This window comes from Mesorhizobium sp. B264B1B, assembly GCF_020165765.1.
Lineage (GTDB): Bacteria > Pseudomonadota > Alphaproteobacteria > Rhizobiales > Rhizobiaceae > Mesorhizobium.
The window spans coordinates 86,441-103,609 of the sequence record NZ_JAIUIS010000018.1; the positions used below are offsets into that span (position 1 = coordinate 86,441).

General features: G+C 63.4%; 18 protein-coding genes, 1 tRNA gene and 1 pseudogene. 7 read left to right on the forward strand and 13 right to left on the reverse strand.

Annotated elements, in window-relative coordinates:
• Positions 1 to 16: 16 nt before the first annotated feature.
• From LB547_RS27950 to LB547_RS27960, 3 genes and pseudogenes are all read right to left on the reverse strand, one after another.
• Complete coding sequence (locus LB547_RS27950) at positions 17 to 598, reverse strand: cob(I)yrinic acid a,c-diamide adenosyltransferase (RefSeq protein ID WP_140500873.1); 582 nt, start codon at positions 596 to 598, stop codon at positions 17 to 19.
• Positions 599 to 623: 25 nt separating this feature from the next.
• On the reverse strand, positions 624 to 815 hold the full coding sequence (locus tag LB547_RS27955; protein WP_140500874.1) for a twin transmembrane helix small protein: 192 nt from the start codon (positions 813 to 815) through the stop codon (positions 624 to 626).
• A 25-nt stretch (positions 816 to 840) separates the two neighbouring features.
• A pseudogene (locus tag LB547_RS27960) lies at positions 841 to 1,705 on the reverse strand (SDR family oxidoreductase).
• Positions 1,706 to 1,763: 58 nt separating this feature from the next.
• Here LB547_RS27960 and LB547_RS27965 point away from each other — a divergent pair.
• Positions 1,764 to 2,615 (forward strand): YihY/virulence factor BrkB family protein, encoded by an 852-nt coding sequence (locus LB547_RS27965; RefSeq protein WP_140500876.1) that lies wholly within the window; start codon positions 1,764 to 1,766, stop codon positions 2,613 to 2,615.
• Positions 2,616 to 2,704: 89 nt separating this feature from the next.
• Here the strand turns inward: LB547_RS27965 and LB547_RS27970 are convergent, their stop codons facing one another.
• Positions 2,705 to 3,601 carry a DMT family transporter gene (locus LB547_RS27970; protein ID WP_140558139.1) on the reverse strand — a complete coding sequence of 299 codons (897 nt, stop codon included), beginning with the start codon at positions 3,599 to 3,601 and terminating at the stop codon, positions 2,705 to 2,707.
• 150 nt (positions 3,602 to 3,751) lie between these two features.
• Complete coding sequence (gene gluQRS, locus LB547_RS27975) at positions 3,752 to 4,621, reverse strand: tRNA glutamyl-Q(34) synthetase GluQRS (RefSeq protein WP_140763208.1); 870 nt, start codon at positions 4,619 to 4,621, stop codon at positions 3,752 to 3,754.
• A 74-nt stretch (positions 4,622 to 4,695) separates the two neighbouring features.
• Between gluQRS and LB547_RS27980 the strand changes: the two genes are divergently transcribed.
• Together LB547_RS27980 and LB547_RS27985 are read left to right on the forward strand one after the other, a co-directional pair.
• Positions 4,696 to 5,337, forward strand: a complete 642-nt coding sequence (locus tag LB547_RS27980; protein ID WP_140763210.1) for a DNA-3-methyladenine glycosylase family protein — start codon at positions 4,696 to 4,698, stop codon at positions 5,335 to 5,337.
• Between the two features lie 130 nt (positions 5,338 to 5,467).
• Positions 5,468 to 6,025 carry an HNH endonuclease gene (locus LB547_RS27985; protein WP_023677956.1) on the forward strand — a complete coding sequence of 186 codons (558 nt, stop codon included), beginning with the start codon at positions 5,468 to 5,470 and terminating at the stop codon, positions 6,023 to 6,025.
• 360 nt (positions 6,026 to 6,385) lie between these two features.
• On the opposite strand, the gene LB547_RS27990 is transcribed toward LB547_RS27985, so the two are convergent.
• Positions 6,386 to 6,904 (reverse strand): disulfide bond formation protein B, encoded by a 519-nt coding sequence (locus LB547_RS27990; protein ID WP_140513858.1) that lies wholly within the window; start codon positions 6,902 to 6,904, stop codon positions 6,386 to 6,388.
• An 84-nt stretch (positions 6,905 to 6,988) separates the two neighbouring features.
• Positions 6,989 to 7,576 (reverse strand): YqaA family protein, encoded by a 588-nt coding sequence (locus LB547_RS27995; RefSeq protein ID WP_140500881.1) that lies wholly within the window; start codon positions 7,574 to 7,576, stop codon positions 6,989 to 6,991.
• A gap of 327 nt (positions 7,577 to 7,903) precedes the next feature.
• On the opposite strand from LB547_RS27995, the gene LB547_RS28000 reads away from it, so the two are divergent.
• Together LB547_RS28000 and LB547_RS32575 are read left to right on the forward strand one after the other, a co-directional pair.
• Positions 7,904 to 7,988: transfer RNA gene (locus LB547_RS28000), tRNA-Leu, on the forward strand.
• 63 nt (positions 7,989 to 8,051) lie between these two features.
• Complete coding sequence (locus LB547_RS32575; protein WP_318013596.1) at positions 8,052 to 8,489, forward strand: hypothetical protein; 438 nt, start codon at positions 8,052 to 8,054, stop codon at positions 8,487 to 8,489.
• Between the two features lie 185 nt (positions 8,490 to 8,674).
• Here the strand turns inward: LB547_RS32575 and LB547_RS28010 are convergent, their stop codons facing one another.
• Complete coding sequence (locus LB547_RS28010; protein ID WP_140500899.1) at positions 8,675 to 8,878, reverse strand: hypothetical protein; 204 nt, start codon at positions 8,876 to 8,878, stop codon at positions 8,675 to 8,677.
• 335 nt (positions 8,879 to 9,213) lie between these two features.
• Between LB547_RS28010 and LB547_RS28015 the strand changes: the two genes are divergently transcribed.
• On the forward strand, positions 9,214 to 9,447 hold the full coding sequence (locus tag LB547_RS28015; protein ID WP_140500900.1) for a polymerase: 234 nt from the start codon (positions 9,214 to 9,216) through the stop codon (positions 9,445 to 9,447).
• A gap of 576 nt (positions 9,448 to 10,023) precedes the next feature.
• Here the strand turns inward: LB547_RS28015 and LB547_RS28020 are convergent.
• The 5 genes from LB547_RS28020 to LB547_RS28040 form a co-directional block, all read right to left on the reverse strand.
• Positions 10,024 to 11,304, reverse strand: coding sequence for a GNAT family N-acetyltransferase (locus LB547_RS28020; protein WP_140525444.1), 1,281 nt, complete (start codon positions 11,302 to 11,304; stop codon positions 10,024 to 10,026).
• Complete coding sequence (locus LB547_RS28025; protein WP_140633257.1) at positions 11,304 to 12,704, reverse strand: lipopolysaccharide biosynthesis protein; 1,401 nt, start codon at positions 12,702 to 12,704, stop codon at positions 11,304 to 11,306. Before LB547_RS28025 ends, LB547_RS28020 begins: the two co-directional genes overlap by 1 nt.
• A 170-nt stretch (positions 12,705 to 12,874) precedes the next feature.
• On the reverse strand, positions 12,875 to 13,081 hold the full coding sequence (locus LB547_RS28030) for a DUF1127 domain-containing protein (RefSeq protein ID WP_140525446.1): 207 nt from the start codon (positions 13,079 to 13,081) through the stop codon (positions 12,875 to 12,877).
• A 57-nt stretch (positions 13,082 to 13,138) separates the two neighbouring features.
• Positions 13,139 to 13,636 (reverse strand): hypothetical protein, encoded by a 498-nt coding sequence (locus tag LB547_RS28035; RefSeq protein ID WP_140500907.1) that lies wholly within the window; start codon positions 13,634 to 13,636, stop codon positions 13,139 to 13,141.
• A gap of 418 nt (positions 13,637 to 14,054) precedes the next feature.
• Positions 14,055 to 14,327, reverse strand: a complete 273-nt coding sequence (locus tag LB547_RS28040) for a DUF4242 domain-containing protein (RefSeq protein WP_140500909.1) — start codon at positions 14,325 to 14,327, stop codon at positions 14,055 to 14,057.
• Positions 14,328 to 14,542: 215 nt separating this feature from the next.
• Here LB547_RS28040 and LB547_RS28045 point away from each other — a divergent pair, with 215 nt between their 5' ends.
• A complete protein-coding gene (locus tag LB547_RS28045) occupies positions 14,543 to 17,128 on the forward strand; it encodes a helix-turn-helix transcriptional regulator (protein ID WP_140650953.1) in 2,586 nt (861 codons plus the stop codon).
• The last annotated feature ends 41 nt before the right edge of the window (positions 17,129 to 17,169 follow it).

The following is a 17,169-nucleotide window of genomic DNA, read 5'->3' on the forward strand; positions in this document are numbered from 1 at the left end:
CCCGCCTTGGCATAGTTCAGCGGTTCTTGCCAGGAACCCATAACACGTCGGCATTTCCATTGTCATTGACCGCCCTGGCGGCGACGAACAGGAAATCGGAGACGCGGTTGATGTATTTCAGCCCGTCGCGGTTGACGTGCTCACCAGGATGCTGTGCGAGCGCCACCATCAGCCGCTCGGCCCGCCGCGCCACCGTGCGGGCGAGATGGAGCGCAGCGGCGGCCGGCGTGCCGCCGTTCAGCACGAAGGATTTGAGCGGCTGGAGGTCGTTGTTGAGGAGATCGATGTCGTGTTCGACGCGCTCGGTCTGCGCGGCAATGATGCGCAGCGGTTCGTAGCCGAGCGGCTTGCCGTCGTCGGGCACAGCCAGATCGGCGCCGAGGTCGAAGAGATCGTTCTGGATGCGGGCAAGCATGGCGTCAATCGCCGGGTGGCTTGGGGCGGTGTGAACACGAGCCATGCCAATGCAGGCGTTGGCTTCGTCGACAGTGCCGTAGGCGTCCACCCTGAGATCGGACTTCAGCCGCCGCTCACCCGTGCCGAGCCCGGTGGTGCCGTTGTCGCCGGTGCGGGTGTAGATCTTGTTGAGCTTGACCACGTCGCCTCCCGAACGGCCGGTGTCCTCATTTGCGGGTGAAATACACGGCCAGCAGGATCAGCGCCAGCGCCACGGCCTGCAGCACGACGCGCGTCTGCATCAGCTTGTTGGAGGTCATGCCGGAACCGCCGCGCATCATGTTGATCAGGCCCCGGACCAGCACGATCACCACGGCGACCATGACCAGGATGGCAAGGATGTTGAAGACGGATGCCATTTTGCGTTTCCAGTCCTTTTCTTGTTCAGGCGCGTTTGGCGAGCAGGCGGTAAAGCATCGATGCCGGCAGGATGCGTTTGAGCGTGGCGCCGACCTTGGCCGGCACTGTTACCACATAGTGCGGGCGCGGGCGCCGCGACAGAAGTGCATGGCGAAGCGCCTTGTGGACCACTTCCGGCCCGGGCTTCAGCGCCGATTGGCTGCCGCCGGTGCGCATCCGTTCCAACTGCGCCTCATAGTCCGCGCGGTGCACGGAATTCTCATGGTCGATATTCCTGAGAAACCAGGCGAGGCCATTGCTGGCGATCTTCGATTTCACCGGCCCCGGCTCGATCAGCGAGACATGCACGCCGCTGCCGGCCAATTCCTGGCGTTGACAGAGCATCAGCGCCTCCAAAGCGTTTGGATGCCGAATAGGCGCCGCGAAAACGTACCGGCACCAGGCCAAGGATCGACGAGCAATGAACGATCCGGCCACCGCCCTGGCGGCGCATCACCGGCACGAGCCGGCGGGTCAGGTCGTGCCAGCCGAAGAAATTGGCCTCGAACTGCTCGCGCAAGGCGGCCACCGGCAGATCCTCGACCGCGCCCGCTTGCGCATAGGCGCCATTGTTGAACAGAGCATCGATCCTGCCGCCGGTCCGCTCCAGCACTGAAGCCGCAGCCGCCTCGATGGAGGCAGGTTCGCGATAGTCCAGATAGAACGCCTCGATGCCCTCCTTTTCCAGGGCCGCGATGTCTTCGGGCTTGCGCGCCGTGGCGAACACCCGCCAGCCTTCCGCCTTGAGCGCCCGCGCGCAATAAGCGCCTATGCCGGACGACGCGCCGGTGACGATGATGACGCGCAACGCGCGTGCCGACGGATTCGTCTTATGACCAAGGGTTGCCATTTGCCGCATTCCCTTCCCATATTCGCGGCGTCGAGACAATCGAAGGGGAGCGCGGTTCTTGTTGCGGAATATCGTCGCCCTGCGCCGCGTGCTCTACGACGCGATCGGTCATTTCAACACCGATGACGGCTGGGCGATGGCCAGCCATCTGGCAATCACCTCGCTGATGGCGCTGTTTCCGTTCCTGATCTTCGCCACCACGCTGGCGAGCTTCCTCGGCGCGCAAGCCTTCGCCGACACGGCCGTGCACCTGGTCTTCGACACCTGGCCGGAACAAATCGCCAAACCGATCGCGCGAGAGGTGCTGAACGTGCTCACCGTGCGACGATCGGATCTGCTCACCTACGGCGTGCTGCTGGCCGCCTATTTCGCCTCGAACGGCATCGAGGCGCTGCGCACCTCGCTCAACCGGGCCTATCGCGTCACCGAGACGCGCGGCATCATCTATCGCCGCGTGCAGAGCATCTTCTTCGTGCTGATCGCCACGGCAGGCTTCCTGGCGATCAGCGTGCTCCTGGTCTTCGCGCCATTGCTGGCGCGGCTGGCCGAGGCGCATTTCGAGTGGATAAAACCCTATACGGGCACCATCACGCTGTGGCGCTACGTCATCGCCTCGACCGTCATCGTCGGCGGTCTGTTTTCAGTGCATTACTGGCTGCCGGCCGGCAAGCGCCGTTTCGTCTCGCTGATCCCCGGCATCGTCTTCACGCTCGCCGCATGGCTGATCGGCTCGACCATTTTCGCCACCTATCTCGACCATTTCTCGTCCTATGTGACGACCTATGCCGGGCTTGCCTCGATCATGATCGCGGTGGTCTTTCTCTACATCGTGTCCGCGATCTTCATTCTCGGCGGCGAACTCAACGCAGCAATCAGCCGCTATCTCGAGGCACGCGCGCGGGTGGGATGACCGGCTGAATTGAAGAACTGGAGAATTGGAGAATTGGAGAATTGAAGAAGAAGCCCCCAGCGCCAGATGGCACCATTTTCCTCAATTCCTCAATTCCTCATTTCTACAATTCTTCCCTTGGTCTGCCGCGCCGTTGCCAGACCGACACCGAAGGTCGTGATCGCCATGCCGGCAATCTGAAGCGCGTTGAGCTGCTCGTCGAACAAGGCCCAGGCGATGACGGCCGTCACCGCCGGCACCAGATAGAACAGCGAAGCGACCTTCGACATCTCGCCGTCGCGGATCATCACCATCAGAAGGAAGATGGCGCCGATCGACAGCACCAGCACCAGCCAGGCCATGGCGAAGATCAATTCGCCGTTGATGACGACCGTGTGGGTCTCGAAGGCCAGTGAAGCCAGGATCATCACCGAAGCGCCGCCGACATATTGCCACATGGTCGCGGCGACGAGGTCGCCGCCGGAAGCAAAACGCTTCTGCCATATCGTGCCAGCGCTCATGCCGAGCACCGAGACGAGCGAAGCCGTCAACGTGGCTGACGTCACGCCGCCGCCGAGCGCGCCGAGCTTTGGCCAGAGCACGATGACGACGCCGGCCAGGCCGACCGCGAGGCCGGCCCAATGGCGCGGCAGGATCGCCTCGCCGAGAAACTTGCCGGCGAGCACCGCCGTGATCAGCGGCTGCAGGCCGACAATCAGCGCCGACAGCCCGGCGGGCATGCCCCTGTGGATAGCCCAGAAGACCGCGCCGAGATAGACGCCATGCATCAGAATGCCGGCCCCGGTGGCGTGCAATGCCTCTTCGCGGGAGGCTCTCTTGGAGCCAAGCACGACCACCAGGCCGGCGAACAACGCCGTCGCCAGGACGAAGCGCGCAGCCAGGAACGTAAACGGTTCGGCCCACGGCATGGCATAGCGGGCGCCGATGAAGCCGGTCGCCCACAGGACGACGAAAGTGGCGGGGATGAGCCGCTTGACGCTGTGCATTTTCCGGGGACCGCGCTTGATGAGAATTGAGCCGTGGCGAAGCTCTAGTCCGGTTCAAGCCGGCGCGCAAAACGAAACGATTGATCCATGCATCACCGGAATTCAACCAGCCGCCTTTTCTGCAAGCTGTCTCTTCGGCCTTCGCCTGCGTCAGAGACCGACCATCCGCCTGACATCGTGAGCCGACACGCCCGCTTCGCGCAAGACGGCAAGGCCGGTGTCCTTCAGGCTTTTCGACAGCTTGCGCCCGTCGGGTCCCAGGATCAGCCGGTGATGGAAATAGGCTGGCTGCGGCAGGCCAAGCAGTTCCTGAAGCAGCCGCTGTACCCCGGTGGCGGAATAAAGATCCTGGCCGCGCACGACATGGCTGACGCCCTGCAGCGCATCGTCGACCACGACGGCGAGATGATAGCTGATCGGGATTTCGCGGCGCGCCACGATCACGTCGCCCCAATCGCGCGGGCGGGCCTCGACGACGCGCGTCGCGGAAAGCGATTCGTCTGAAAATTCGTTCCATGACAAATCCTTGCCGACGCGTGCCATCGCCGCATCGACATCCAGCCGCCAGGCGAAGGGAGCGCCCTCGGCAATGCGGCGCCGGCGTTCCTTCGCCGGCAGAGCCTTGTCGACGGCGGGATAGACCGGCACGCCGTCGGGATCGCGCGGCCAGTCGCGCTTTTCGCTGTCGGCGATGAAAGCCCCGATTTCGCTTCTGCTCATGAAGGCGGGATAGACGAGGTCCTCCCGGATCAGCCGGTCAAGCACCGTCTCATAACAGGCGAAGTGCTCGGATTGCCGTCGTACAGGCTGTTCCCAGGCAAGACCGAGCCATTTCAGGTCGGCAAAGATGCCCGCCTCGAATTCCGGCGAGCAGCGCGTGGTGTCGATATCCTCGATGCGCAGCAGCAGGCGGCCGCCGACCGCTCGCGTCAGTTTCTGGTTGAGCAGCGCCGAAAAGGCATGGCCGAGATGCAGTTCGCCATTGGGACTGGGCGCGAAACGGAATGTCAGGAGTGTCATCTCTTGAGCGGCAATCGGGTTGTGCGGCGGTTTTGCCAATTGCTACCGTGCGGCCGGTTCAGGGACAAGAAAGCATGCAACGTATCGCCACATTGGACGACATCGCCCGGGGACTCGACGCGCTTTGCGCGATCGACCCAAGGCTGGAAAAGATCCGCCGCATGGCGGGCGAGGTGCCGCTACGGCTGTCCCAACCGGGATTCTCGAGCCTTGCCTCGATTATCGTCTCGCAGCAGGTGTCGCGCGCCAGCGCCGATGCGATCTTCGGCCGGCTGACGAAACTGGTCGACCCGTTGACGCCGCTGGCGATCCTTGCCGCCGGCGAGGACATGTTTCGCGAGGCGGGCCTGTCGCGACCCAAGCAACGCGGCCTCCTCGCCGCCGCCCAGGCGGTGGCGGACGGCCTCGATCTTCGTCATTTGTGTTCGCTTGACGCCGGCGAGGCAATCACGACCATGACGGCCGTGCCCGGTATCGGTCCGTGGACGGCGCAGGTGTATCTGCTGTTCGCCGCAGGCCATCCCGACATCTTCCCGGCGCGCGATGTCGCGCTCCAGACCGCCGTCGGCCATGCGCTCGGCATCGACCCGCGTCCGCAGGAGAAAACACTGATCCAACTCGCCGAATCATGGAGCCCATGGAGAGGTGTCGCATCGCGGCTTTTCTGGTCCTATTATCGCGAATTGAAGGGCAGGGATGCCGCACCCCCTGCCTGAAAGCGCGAAAAAGCATCAAAATCTCGTTTTTTTGTGCCTTCGGACGCGTGACAATCCGCTTCACATCCCTGTCATGTCGGGCTTACAGTATCCGCGCCATTCAGGTTAGAGAACCAAGGAGGCCAACGACGTGACGGTTGCCGTATCTCCGGATGGGCTTCCAGCGCTGGTGCTGAATGCGGATTACCGTCCGCTCAGCTATTACCCCCTGTCGCTCTGGTCGTGGCAGGACGCCATCAAGGCGGTGTTCCTCGAACGGGTGAACATCGTCGCCGAATACGAGCACGCGGTGTCCTCGCCGACCTTCTCGATGAAGCTGCCGAGCGTCGTCAGCCTGAAGGCCTATGTGAAGCCGTCGCGGCATCCCGCCTTCACACGCTTCAATGTCTTCCTGCGTGACCGCTTCCAGTGCCAATATTGCGGCACGCCCGACGATCTGACCTTCGATCACGTCATCCCCCGCCACCGCGGGGGTGCTACGACGTGGGAGAATGTCGTGGCCGCCTGTTCCCCCTGCAATCTCAGGAAAGGTGGCATGATGCCGGCCCATGCCAAGATGTGGCCGTTGCAGAAGCCCTACCAGCCGACGGTGCACGACCTGCACAATAACGGCCGTCTGTTCCCGCCCAACCATCTGCATGAAAGCTGGATGGATTATCTGTACTGGGATGTCGAACTCGAACCCTGAGATCGTCCGAGAATTCGGGACGCTGGCCGTCTGAAGCGATTGTCTCCATGATAGTCTGACATACCCTGATATCGGACCAGCTCGGCCGCGCTCACTTATCAGCGGCTTCGCGTTTTGAGGACCGGCTTCCCCCACTCCGTCGCTGCTTCGCAGCGCCACCTCTCCCCCCTCCGGAGGGAGAGGAAAGGAGCCTGAGGCAATAGGTTCGCGCCATTCCTCTCCCCCGTCGATCGGGGGAGAGGTGGCTCGGCGAAGCCGAGACGGAGTGGGGGTCGACCTGGCTCGGACGTCGAAAGCCGCGCTATCCGACTCGGCCCGCCGGATTTCTGCTCGAACTCTTGTCGTGCCGTTCGGTTGAACTCAGTCGCGCGAAAGAGCGCTGCGGAAGGCCACGGCCGCGAGGACAAGGCTGGCGATGGCGTTCCAGCCGGCGAGCGACAGGCCGAGGATGCGAAGCGCGGCCTTGTCGCAGGAGGGGGGCACGAATTTGTCGAGCGCGTCGAGCACGCCTTTGCCGCCGGTGTCGACCGGGCCTCCGCCCGCGGTGCAATCGGCCGGGCCCTGCCACCAGGCCCACTCCACGCCGGCGTGATAGATGCCGAGATACAGCCCATAGAGCATCAGCAGGCCGCCGATGGCCAGCAAGCCGCGCACCACCCATGCCGGCGCGTGCAGCGCCGATGCAAGCAGCGCCAGCAGCATCAGCGGCACGCCGATATAGTAGGGCGTGCGCTGTTCCAGGCAGAGATGGCAAGGGATGTAGCCGCCAATGTACTGGAAGGCGAGCGCGGAGCCGACAGTGGCGGCCATGGCTACGGCAAGGAACAGGGCCGTCATGGTCCGCTGGCGTCCGGTGTTGGCAGTCATGGTCGCAGTCATGGGGTCTTTCGTCCGTTATGTTCGCCGCTCGCCCGGTCTTGTGGTCCATGTCGCCACGCCGCCGCGCGGTTTGGGCGACATGAATCAGAAGGCGTATTTGACCAGGATATAGAGCAAAATCAGGGCGGCTGCCGCCGCACCCGCGATCAGGCCGAGGCGCTTTTCGATGAACTCGCGGATCGGCTCGCCATAGCGGCGCAGCAGCCAGGCCAGAAGCAGGAAGCGCCCGCCGCGCGCCACGATTGCCAGTGCGATGAACAGCAAAAGATTGACGCCGATGACCCCCGAAAGGATCGTCACCACCTTGATCGGCGGCAGATGGGCGGCGCCCGAGGTGATCAGCATCAAGATGATGAAGCCGATGCCCGAAGAGACGCGCAGCGCCTCGAACTCGTCATACTTGCCGTAGAATTCGAGGATGGGCCGCGCCAGCGCGTCGTAGGCGTAGTGGCCGATGAACCAGCCGGCGATGCCGCCCAGCACGGAGGCGACGGTGGCGATCAGCGCATAGCGATAGGCGCGATCAGGCCGCGACAGTGCCATCGGCAGATAGAGCACGTCGGCCGGCACCAGGAACACGGAACTCTCGACGAAGGCGATGAAGGCCAGCCACCATTCGGCGGATTTGCGCGCCGCCAGCGACAAGGTCCAGTCGTACAGTCCGCGAAGCATCGGCTCTCCTAATGTCGTAAATGCCTACCGCACGGCGCCCACATGCACGGCGTGGCCGGCATAAGGGCAGGCAGAAAACCAGGGGCATGGATGAAACAGGTGCATGCGTGAAACCAAGACCCGAAGCGCGCCGCGTTCCTTCTTCCGGACGCCAGGCGCTTCGACACGACGCCTGTCTAGAAAGATTTTCCGCGCCGCACAATGGCAGTGCCCGCAGGAAACCGAAAGGGGCGGTTTGGTCGCGGCTCCGCAGGCTATCGGCAACAGGCCAGTTGACGAACAGGCCTCCAACCGTATAGTCCGCGCCATCCAGGCCGCCCGGCCTGAGCCCCTATGGCGGAATTGGTAGACGCGCTCGACTCAAAATCGAGTTCCGCAAGGAGTGCTGGTTCGATCCCGGCTAGGGGCACCATTTCAGTCGCCGCTTCGATACGTCTGCCGCTAATTCCCGATCGGCGTTTCGGCAAATGCGGATATGGTGTTCGAGTTTGTCGTGCGCCGTTTAAAGCCGATATCGCAAGAGCGACATCCGGGAGCGGCTCGCCGGGTGCAGGACTGCATCTTCGGCCTGTCCAATGCGGTAGCCGCTTTCACGCTTCAGGACCTATGTTGGCCGCCTGACCGTTCCTCGGTGTGGATATATCAGGGCTTGAGATTGCCCCTTGCATCAGTTGTTGCTTATTTATCTGAAAGGGAGGAACTCATGCCGATTCGTCAGAAAGCTCAGGAGGCTGGCGTCTTCGATTCCTCCGAAGTGGCCCTGCTTGGCCGCGTGTTCGACAGGCTGAAGCTCGACGCCCGATCGGCCCAGCAACGCGAAGCGATTTCATCCCGCATAATCGCGAATTACATGGCCGGGATCAGGGACGAAGACGAATTGGTTTCAGCATCCAGACAGCCGCTGGGACGCTAGCGCAATTCTGGTGCAAGTCGGGTCAAAACGGTTTCATCGACGAGCTTCGGAATCCACGTGAAAACAAACGGTTAGGGTGAGCCGGCGGTTCCATCAACGCCGAACCGCGCCAATGGGTCGGCGTAGACACCGGCCATAGTCGCAAGAAACGCCACTCGTGCCGTCCCATCCGACGACATCCGGGTTCAACAAGGAAATCCCGCGAAGCTGAATTCGGCGACCGTGCCGTCCTCCGATCTGGTGACCCGAACGAACAGCGCGCCTGGAATGCGGGGTTGCATCGGATGACCGGTTGCCCGTCTGGCAGCCCCTGCGGGACTTGAAGCCGCCACCTCGTGCGTGCCGATAATTCTCTCGCCCAGGATTTCCTCCACCTTGTAGCTGGTCATTTTCCCCGTTGGGCGACGATCTTGACTATCGACAGAAGGAGCCCGGCCTGCTTTTGGCGGTAGGTTCGGCACTTGGCGAGCAGGCCGGGCTGTGCTCCCGGCTGTCAGGTACCTTGGTGGAGGGCTTAGCCGGTGCGAAAGGCAGACTGTCTCCTTCTCCTCGGACCCGCAATTGGGACTGAAGTCCGAAGCATCGACGCATTGGTCCTAAACCCTGAACATAAGCCGCCGTTCCTCATTGGCGTGGAAGCCGTCGAGTAAAGTCCCTTCATCGACGGTCCCTGGACGCCCGCCGTTGCTGCGAGCGGCGGGTGTCCGACTTCGGGGAGAAAGAGATGCAGCTTGGCGAGATCATCGCGAACACCTTCGCCGTCCTGCTGCTGATTTGTTTTCTCGCGATCGTGTTCTTCCTGTTTGGAAAGCCGCTGTGGCCGGACCACTATGCTCGCATGTCGATTATTCTCCCGGTCGACGCGATGACCACGGCTTCGGTGAGACGGACCGGCGCGCATCCTCACCTGCCGGACACTTTCGACATGGCGCTCGCTCGCCCAAGACCGTCCCCGTAGGGCTCCGTGGCGGGCTTCTACGCGTCCAGGATTCTGGCGCCGGCAGCTTTCCCATGGCGGCTCACCCGCTGGTTCCGGCAGGTGGATTTCTCGCGTTCAGCGCCTGTTCCTCGCAATCCGCGCGCCACCGCCGAAAGCGCCGTGGAAGAAAGAGGACGAGTGGCTCAAGTTAGATCTGGTCGGCCGTTTCAAGTTCCTGAAGAGCAATGAAGATTAGCCTCATGCTCGCTGCCGGATTTCGTGAATGCGGACCAAAGTCCCAGGGTTTGGTCCCAAAGGTCTTATGTTACCACTTAAGTTCCGTGAATGTCCTTTATATGTTCGAATGAATTAGCTAATTCTGATGTCCGCCACGAGGAAAAGCGCTCAAGAAAAACGGATGCGCCGCCGGCAAGCGACATGAATTATACCCAAAATCGTATCACCTTTGTCGCGCTTTGTTGAAAGATTGTGACTGTTGCTCAAGCAGGCGCTGGCGAATAAACGCTATCAATACAGTGACTGTTTATCCCATGAAGCAACCAAATGCTCAGGCTTGAAGCAAGCATCCACGCGCTCCAGAAGATGCGAGCGCGTCTATCGTCTCTTGAGCAGGCTCTTCATCCGGTTGCGCAGCAGGCGGGCCATGTTGCGGGTCTCCCGGTAGAGATGCAGTTGCGAGGCCGCCTGGCGGGCGAGACGGTCGGCGTCCGGCGTCAGGCCGATCACCAGCGTGCCCATCGGCTTGCGCTCGGTCCACAGCCTGCTCATCACCGGATGGTCGGGCACGGCACAGGAATCGGTCATCATGATGTTGGGGTCGTCGAGATGCTGCCTGGTCACCTCGATCATCAGCAGCGTGCCTGGCGAATAGCCGGCCAGAGTTTCGTCGTAGGCCGTCTTCCAGGTGTAGGCAACGCCGGCTTCGACGAAGACGATCAGGCACGCAATGGTGCGGCCGTCGAGCGTCAGCGAATGGATGCGGCACAGGTCCTGCTCGGCCAGCCTGTGCACGGCCTCGCGGGCGAAGGCGGCGCGGTAGCGGTCGATCGCCATGGCCGTGCGCTCGCGGCCCTTCCAGCCGGCCGCCTCCAGCGTCAGGAAGCTCTCGATGGCGTGACGGATCTCGTCGGGGCCGCGCGCCACGACATGTTCAAGCTTGCCGAGGTCGCCCAGCCGCCGCTTGAGGCGGCGGAACTCGCGGTAATGGTGCGCGCGCAGCGAAGCCTTCAGATAGTCCTCGGCGTCGCGTTCGCTCTCCAGCAGCGGACGCTGGGCGTGACCGGTGGTGACCAACATCAGGCCACGCGTTTCGGCCACAGTGGCAACCAGGCTCGCCACCGCGCCGTCGAGCCTGATGTCGGGCAGGACGAACACTTTCGGCAGCTTCAGATGCGGGCGCGACAGCATCGAGAAGAAATCCTCGAGGACACCGACCGGATCGTCGCGGTCGACCAGCGGGGTGCCGAGCGGGCCGAACGGGCTCGACCATGTGCGCATGACCGGAACCCCGAGCGGCACCACCGGCCGCTCCACCGAGAACGGCACCAGAAGGCGTAGCCGGTTGCGGTATTCATCGCCGTCACGGATGACGGCCAGACGCACCTCGCGGTCTTCCAGCCGGGGCATTGCGGGCGCGAGGAAACGCGGGTTGAAGAAGACGTTGGGCTCGATGGTGCGGGCGCACAGATAATCCAGCTCCTCGACGAGGTCGAACCCGGCCGACGCCGGATAGATGGCCAGTTTCCGCTCGGGCCGGTTGTTGGCGAGGATCTCGATATGGGCCGGGTCGGTGTCACGCCCCAGTCCGGCAAGGCCGGACACCATGGCGCCGGCGGGGCCGCCGCTGGTTTCCTCGAGCAAGGGGATGGCGGCCATCACGCGGCTCCTTTGGCTGGCACGAAGATCGCCATGACGATGCCGAGCTTGCGCCAGACCGTGAAGGACAGCGCGCCGGCCTCGAAGATCATGGCGAAGGCGGTGGCCATTGCGGCGCCCCACAGGCCGAAGAGCGGGATCAGCACCACGTTCAGGCCAATGTTGAAGGCCAGCGTCATGGCATAGACGGCGGCGCAGACATTCTGGTTGCCGCTCATGGTGAGCAGGCTTTCGCACGGGCCCACGGCGGCGCGCGCCACGACGCCGAAGACGAGCAGGAACAGAAGCGGATAACCCGATGTGAATTCGGGACCGAACAGCATCAGCATCGGTTTGCCAAGCGCCAGCACCAGCAGCGCCATGGCGAGCGATGGCCAGAAGGTCCACGACACCGTCTCGCGGGCGAAGGCGGCGAGCTTTTCCGGCTCGCCATGGGTGAACTGGGCATAGCGCTGAGCGACGCCTGCCTTGACGGCGAAGTAGACGAAATGCACCAGCGCCAGTGTCTTGACCGTGGCGAAATAGACGGCGACGTCGTTGGGGTCCATATAGGCGCCGACCATCAGCACGTCGGCATTGGTGAGCAGGAAAAAGAAGCTTTCGACCAGGAAGATCGGCAGCGAGACAATGAACCATTGTGCGAAATGCACCTTCAGCGGCCCGGCCGGAATCTGCTTTTCCATGCGCCGGGTGACGCCGATAAGCTGGGCGAGCGTGGTGACGTAAGTGGCGGCGATCGAGGCGAAGATCGCGGTCTTCGCGTCGGGCGCGTAGCCGGCGAAAAGCATCAGCGCCATGAACAGCAGGATCAGCACGGGCCGTATCAGATAGGTCGGCGCCAGGGCGAACAGCGCCCAGCTGTTCGCCCTGGCCTGGCCTTGCAGCAGGTCCGACAGCGCTATCATCGGCAGGCAGATGACGCCGAGGATGAACGGCAGGACATAGTAGTTTTCAGTCCATGACGAAGCGAGCCACACGCCGAGTGCGCCGAGCCCGGCGATGACCGTCGAAGCGATCAGGACGAACAGGCGGCTGGCCACGACGATACCGCGCAACTCGTCGATGAGGCCGCGCTCGCGGTATTCGGGAATGAAGCGGATAACCGAGGTGTGGAAGCCGAGGCAGGCGAGATTGCCGACGATGACCATGGTCACCCAGACAAGGACGAAGATGCCGTATTCGAACGAGCCCATCCAGCGTGCCATCAACACCTGGCTGACGAAGGCGATGACGGCGCTGACGATGCGGATGGAAAAGGCAATGACCGACATGCGGCCGGCCTCGCCGCGCTCGTCGGCGGTGAACAGCACGGCGTCGACGCGGCCAAGCAACGGCTCCACGCGCAGCGCCAAACGCTGCGGCAAGAACCGCCCGGCTGTCGTGGCCGCGGAAAAGCGCACCCCGATTGTTCTCCGTTTTCCGCTTCTTTTCAGGCTTTGGTGTAGCGGAGACACCTTAAGAAAGGGTGGGTGGAAGAGGCATGCACAATGGCAGAGAGGCCAGCGAGGACGACCGGTGTGGGTTCCATGCCGCAAGCAGGAGACAGGCGCTCTGTCGTTCCCAGCCAAGCCTAAGAGCGGCGCGCTTCGCCGTGAGTTGCGACATAGTCGATCTCGGAACGGCTGATGCCGATGTCTTTCAGCATGAAATCGGGCATGGCCTCCAGGTGACGCCGCTCATGTCGGAGGCGCCGTCCGCGCGCCAGCCAAGCGAGGATGGCCATCAGCCGCCATGGTGGGGCGCGCAGCCTTGCCAGGAAGATAGCTATCTCGGGCACGGTTTCTCCTCGCGACGCGTAAAAGGCCTGCCGGCACTGTTCCGGCAGGCGGTGCCGTCAGTCGGCCTTTTTCATGGCGTCGCATGAGACATTCGGGTTCATGTCGGCGAAGGCGCCGGTCGGGTTCTGCTTCCAGGCCCAGACATGAAGTTCGTAGAAGGGGCCGAGGCCATAGCGGTTGGGGGCGCTGTCGAAGTTGAACAGCTGGCCTTCGAGCGACGCGGGACCCTTCGCAGTGATATATTCGACGGCCACCAGCTTCAGCTTGCCATCGGCCATCGGCTCGTACATCACGGCCTCCGGCTTGGCGAGGTCGACGGCATCATCCTTGAGATAGGCGCCGTTGACGTAGTGAATGCCCATCGCGCCGCCGGTGATGCCGCTGGCGCAGGGAATCGGCGCATAGCCCTCGGCGGTGGCCGCCGCGACATTCACGAAGCGGCCGTTGGCCGCCCGCACCTCGGCGGCCAGCCGATTGCCACTCTCCGCAGATGCGGCAGTGGCGGTGATCGCCATGATGGACAGCGCGGCAAGGCGCCAGAAATTGACGTTCATTTTATTCTCCATTGGTTGTTGGTGACGCGCAGGCGGCAGGACCGGCCTGTAAGGCCCTGCTGCCATGCCTGCGCGTTGGATCGTCAGTTGCGGGACGGGTCCGATCCGTCCGTCTCTAGCCGGGCGGCGGTCTCATTGATGCCACCACCAATATTCCCAGTAGTCCCGCCGCATCTCGTGCTCCGGCAGGCCGACGTCCCGCCTTAAATAATCGTCTTGCGGTGGCAGGCGCCTGCGCCGGCTTCGCAATGGCGCGAGCAGCGCGGAGACAATCCGCGATGCGAGACCACGCCGGGAGGGTGCATGGTCGAACGCCACGACGGCGGCTGCCGTTTCGGGAGGAAACAGCACGGAAAGCCGACACCCATCGCTGCCCAGGACGATCTCACGCTCATTGTTCCATCCTTGGTCCATAGGGTCAGCGATAAAAGTAAGGGTCCAGGACCCTCACCTCCGTGATCTTGTCCACCGGTAGCGAATTCTTCTGCGCCGTGCTGCGGATCGCCTCCGGCGAGGGGGCGTCGTAGATGCAGAAACTCTTGTTCCTGTCGGGCGACACGAAGGAGTGCAGCCAGGTGACCCCCTTCTCGGCGTTGCGCATGATGATGCCGCCGAGCGCCGTCGCGCCGACGTCGTTCGTCGGCACGTTGAGCCCGTCGGGGAATGTCCGTTCGATCAGATAGCGAGGCATGGAGTGGCTTCCTTTTGTGACTGATTCACGCTCGAAATGAGCGCGGTTGGAGAAAAATCACGATCGTCGAAAGCGCACATCGGAGCCTTTCCCCATATTGCGCGGGACGATTCCCTATGTTTTCGACGTTTGGTCTGGGAGCCACACTGCGGATACCGAAGCGGGGGTATTTTGGAGAAGGGTCGAGGGACGACGATACTTATGGGCCAGTGACGATGCTTCTGGAACGGCAGGCACAACTCGATCAGTTGGAGGAACTGCTCGCGGAGGCCGCGCGCGGTCGCGGCCGCGTGGCGGCATTGCTGGGCGAGGCCGGCGCCGGCAAGACGGCACTCGTCGAGGCGTTCGTAACCCGTGCCGGGCAGCACGTTTCCATATTCCGCAGCGCTTGCGAAGACCTGTCGATTCCCGATCCGCTGGGACCGCTCTATGATCTGGCCCGGGACGCGCAGTGGGCACTGCCCCGGGCAATCGACGACCGCCAAGGTCAGCGGCTGCCCCTGTTTTCAGACGCTCTCGAGGTTTTCGAGGCGAGGTCTCGGCCGGGTTTGCTGGTCATCGAGGATATGCACTGGGCCGACGACGCGACCCTGGATTTCGTCCGTTTCCTGGGCCGGCGCATCACCAACACGCATATGCTGGTGCTGTTCACGGCACGCACCGACCGCAGCGAAGGGCAGATGCGTGCGCGCCGGGTGCTCGGCGAAATTCCAGCCGGCAACGTCCAGCGCATCGAAGTGCCACTGCTCAGCGAGGCGGCGGTGTTGTCGCTTGCCGAAGCAGCCAACCGCGACGGCAGCGCAATCTATCGCGCCACCGCGGGCAACGCCTTCTTCGTCACCGAATTGCTGGCTGCCGAAAGCGAGATGATCCCGCCGGCCAGCGTCCGCGACGCCGTGCTGGCGCGTGCCGAGCGCCTGTCGCCGGGAGCGCGCTCGATGCTCGACGCGGTGTCTGTGTTTCCACGCCGCGCCGATGCCTGGGCGCTGCGCGGCCTCTGTGGCGTCGCCAGCGCCGGCCAGCTGGCGGAATGTGTCTCGAATGGCTTGCTCGACGATCTCGGCGATGGCTACGCCTTCCGGCACGAGATCGCCCGTCGCGCCATCGAGATGGCGCTGACCTCGAGCCGTCGGCGCGAATTCAACCAACGCGCGCTTTCCGCACTGCAGGAAAACGCCGAGGTGACTACCGCAAGGCTCGTGCACCATGCTGTGGAGGCCCAGAATCTTGAGGCGGTGCGCGAGCTTGCCCCGCTCGCAGCGCGCGAGGCTTCCCGCGTCGGCGCGCATCGCGATGCCGCCGGCTACTACGAGGTCGCCTTGCGGCATGCCGACAGCCTGCCGATGAGCGACCGGGCGAGGCTTTACGAAGGATATGCGTTTGAATGCCATCTGATCGGCCGCATCGATGCGGCCATCGAGGCGCAGAGCCAGGCGCGCCGGCTACAGCAGGCGCTGGGCGACACGCTCAGGGAGGGCGACAGCCTCAGATGCCTGTCGCGCTTCGCCTATCTGGTGGGTGACCGCGAACAGGCGGACCTGTTCGGGGCCCAGGCAGTGGAACTGCTGGAACAGGCGCCTGCCAGTCCGGAGCTTGCCATGGCCTATTCCAATCTCTCGCAGCTGGCGATGCTGGCCGAGAAGCTCGATGAGACGTTGCTGCTTGGCGGCAAGGCAGTCGCTCTGGCCGAACGGTTGAACAAGCCGGAGATAATCTGCCACGCGCTCAACAATCTTGGCTCGGCCGAGCAGTGGCTTGACCTGGCCAAAGGCCGGTTTCACCTCGCCCGCAGCCTTGAAATCGCGCTCGTGCAGAATTTCCAGGAGCACGCGGCACGCGGCTTCACCAATTGCGCCTGCGCCGAAATGAACCAGCTCGATCTTGTGCGCGCGCAATCCTTTCTCGACCGCGGCATTGCCTATTGCGTTGAGAACGACCTCGCGACCTGGCGCGACTATATGCGGGGCGTGCAGGCGCAGCTGCTTTTGCGACGCGGCCTTTGGGACGATGCGGCGGCCATGGCTCTCGACGTCATCGACGATGCTGCAACGACAGCCCTGGTGCGTTACCCATCCCTGGTCGCGCTGGCGAAACTGCGCATAAGGCGAGGCGATCCGGCTGGGCCGGTGCTGGAGGAAATGAAGCGGTTCCTGGACAGGGGAATGGAGCTGCAGCGGCTGGTGCCTTACACGGCGTCGATGGCCGAACTGGCATGGCTTGGGCAAGGCGACGCCAGTGAGGCGCTTCGCCTGATCGAGCTGGCAGAAAGCCTGTCGCCGACGAGGGCGATGTTCGCCGAACTGGCCGTCTGGCGGCTGCTCTTGTCGCCTGAAAGCGACCCTGGCGATACGACCGGCATGGCGGAGCCCTATCGCCTGCTGCTCGCCGGCGATTGGCACGGTGCCGCGACGCTGTGGGCCCGGCTGGGTGCTCCGTTCGAGCAGGCGCTCGCCCTGCTGCGCGGCGACGAGCCGGCCCTGCGCCTGGCCCTGGATATATTCGAGGGGCTCGGTGCCCGGCCGGTCGCCCAGCACGTCCGCGCCGTCATGCGGCAGAATGGCGTCAATAACATTGCAAGGGGACCGCGGCAGAGCACGCGCGCCAATCAAGCTGGCCTGACGCTGCGCCAGATGCAGGTCCTGCAACTGATCGAACGCGGTTTTTCCAACAAGAGAATAGCCGAGCACCTGACCATCTCACCGAAGACCGTCGATCATCATGTCTCGGCGGTGCTGGGCAAGCTGGACGCCATTTCGCGTGGCGAGGCGACCGCCGCCGCGCGCGATTCCGGGCTGATCTGAGCACGTAGGAATCTCGCCCGGATCAGAAATCCGGGAATGTG

What these genes read in the sequence shown, in the direction of transcription:
- gluQRS (WP_140763208.1), bottom strand. Translation starts at nt 4,621, where the DNA reads ATGACACTCCTGACATTCCGTTTCGCGCCCAGTCCCAATGGCGAACTG.
- LB547_RS27990 (WP_140513858.1), bottom strand. Translation starts at nt 6,904, where the DNA reads ATGACTGCGACCATGACTGCCAACACCGGACGCCAGCGGACCATGACG.
- LB547_RS28010 (WP_140500899.1), bottom strand. Translation starts at nt 8,878, where the DNA reads ATGACCAGCTACAAGGTGGAGGAAATCCTGGGCGAGAGAATTATCGGC.
- LB547_RS28015 (WP_140500900.1), top strand. Translation starts at nt 9,214, where the DNA reads ATGCAGCTTGGCGAGATCATCGCGAACACCTTCGCCGTCCTGCTGCTG.
- LB547_RS28040 (WP_140500909.1), bottom strand. Translation starts at nt 14,327, where the DNA reads ATGCCTCGCTATCTGATCGAACGGACATTCCCCGACGGGCTCAACGTG.
- LB547_RS28045 (WP_140650953.1), top strand. Translation starts at nt 14,543, where the DNA reads ATGCTTCTGGAACGGCAGGCACAACTCGATCAGTTGGAGGAACTGCTC.
- LB547_RS28020 (WP_140525444.1), bottom strand. Translation starts at nt 11,304, where the DNA reads ATGGCCGCCATCCCCTTGCTCGAGGAAACCAGCGGCGGCCCCGCCGGC.
- LB547_RS27995 (WP_140500881.1), bottom strand. Translation starts at nt 7,576, where the DNA reads ATGCTTCGCGGACTGTACGACTGGACCTTGTCGCTGGCGGCGCGCAAA.
- LB547_RS28035 (WP_140500907.1), bottom strand. Translation starts at nt 13,636, where the DNA reads ATGAACGTCAATTTCTGGCGCCTTGCCGCGCTGTCCATCATGGCGATC.
- LB547_RS27970 (WP_140558139.1), bottom strand. Translation starts at nt 3,601, where the DNA reads ATGCACAGCGTCAAGCGGCTCATCCCCGCCACTTTCGTCGTCCTGTGG.
- LB547_RS27980 (WP_140763210.1), top strand. Translation starts at nt 4,696, where the DNA reads ATGCAACGTATCGCCACATTGGACGACATCGCCCGGGGACTCGACGCG.
- LB547_RS27955 (WP_140500874.1), bottom strand. Translation starts at nt 815, where the DNA reads ATGGCATCCGTCTTCAACATCCTTGCCATCCTGGTCATGGTCGCCGTG.
- LB547_RS32575 (WP_318013596.1), top strand. Translation starts at nt 8,052, where the DNA reads ATGGTGTTCGAGTTTGTCGTGCGCCGTTTAAAGCCGATATCGCAAGAG.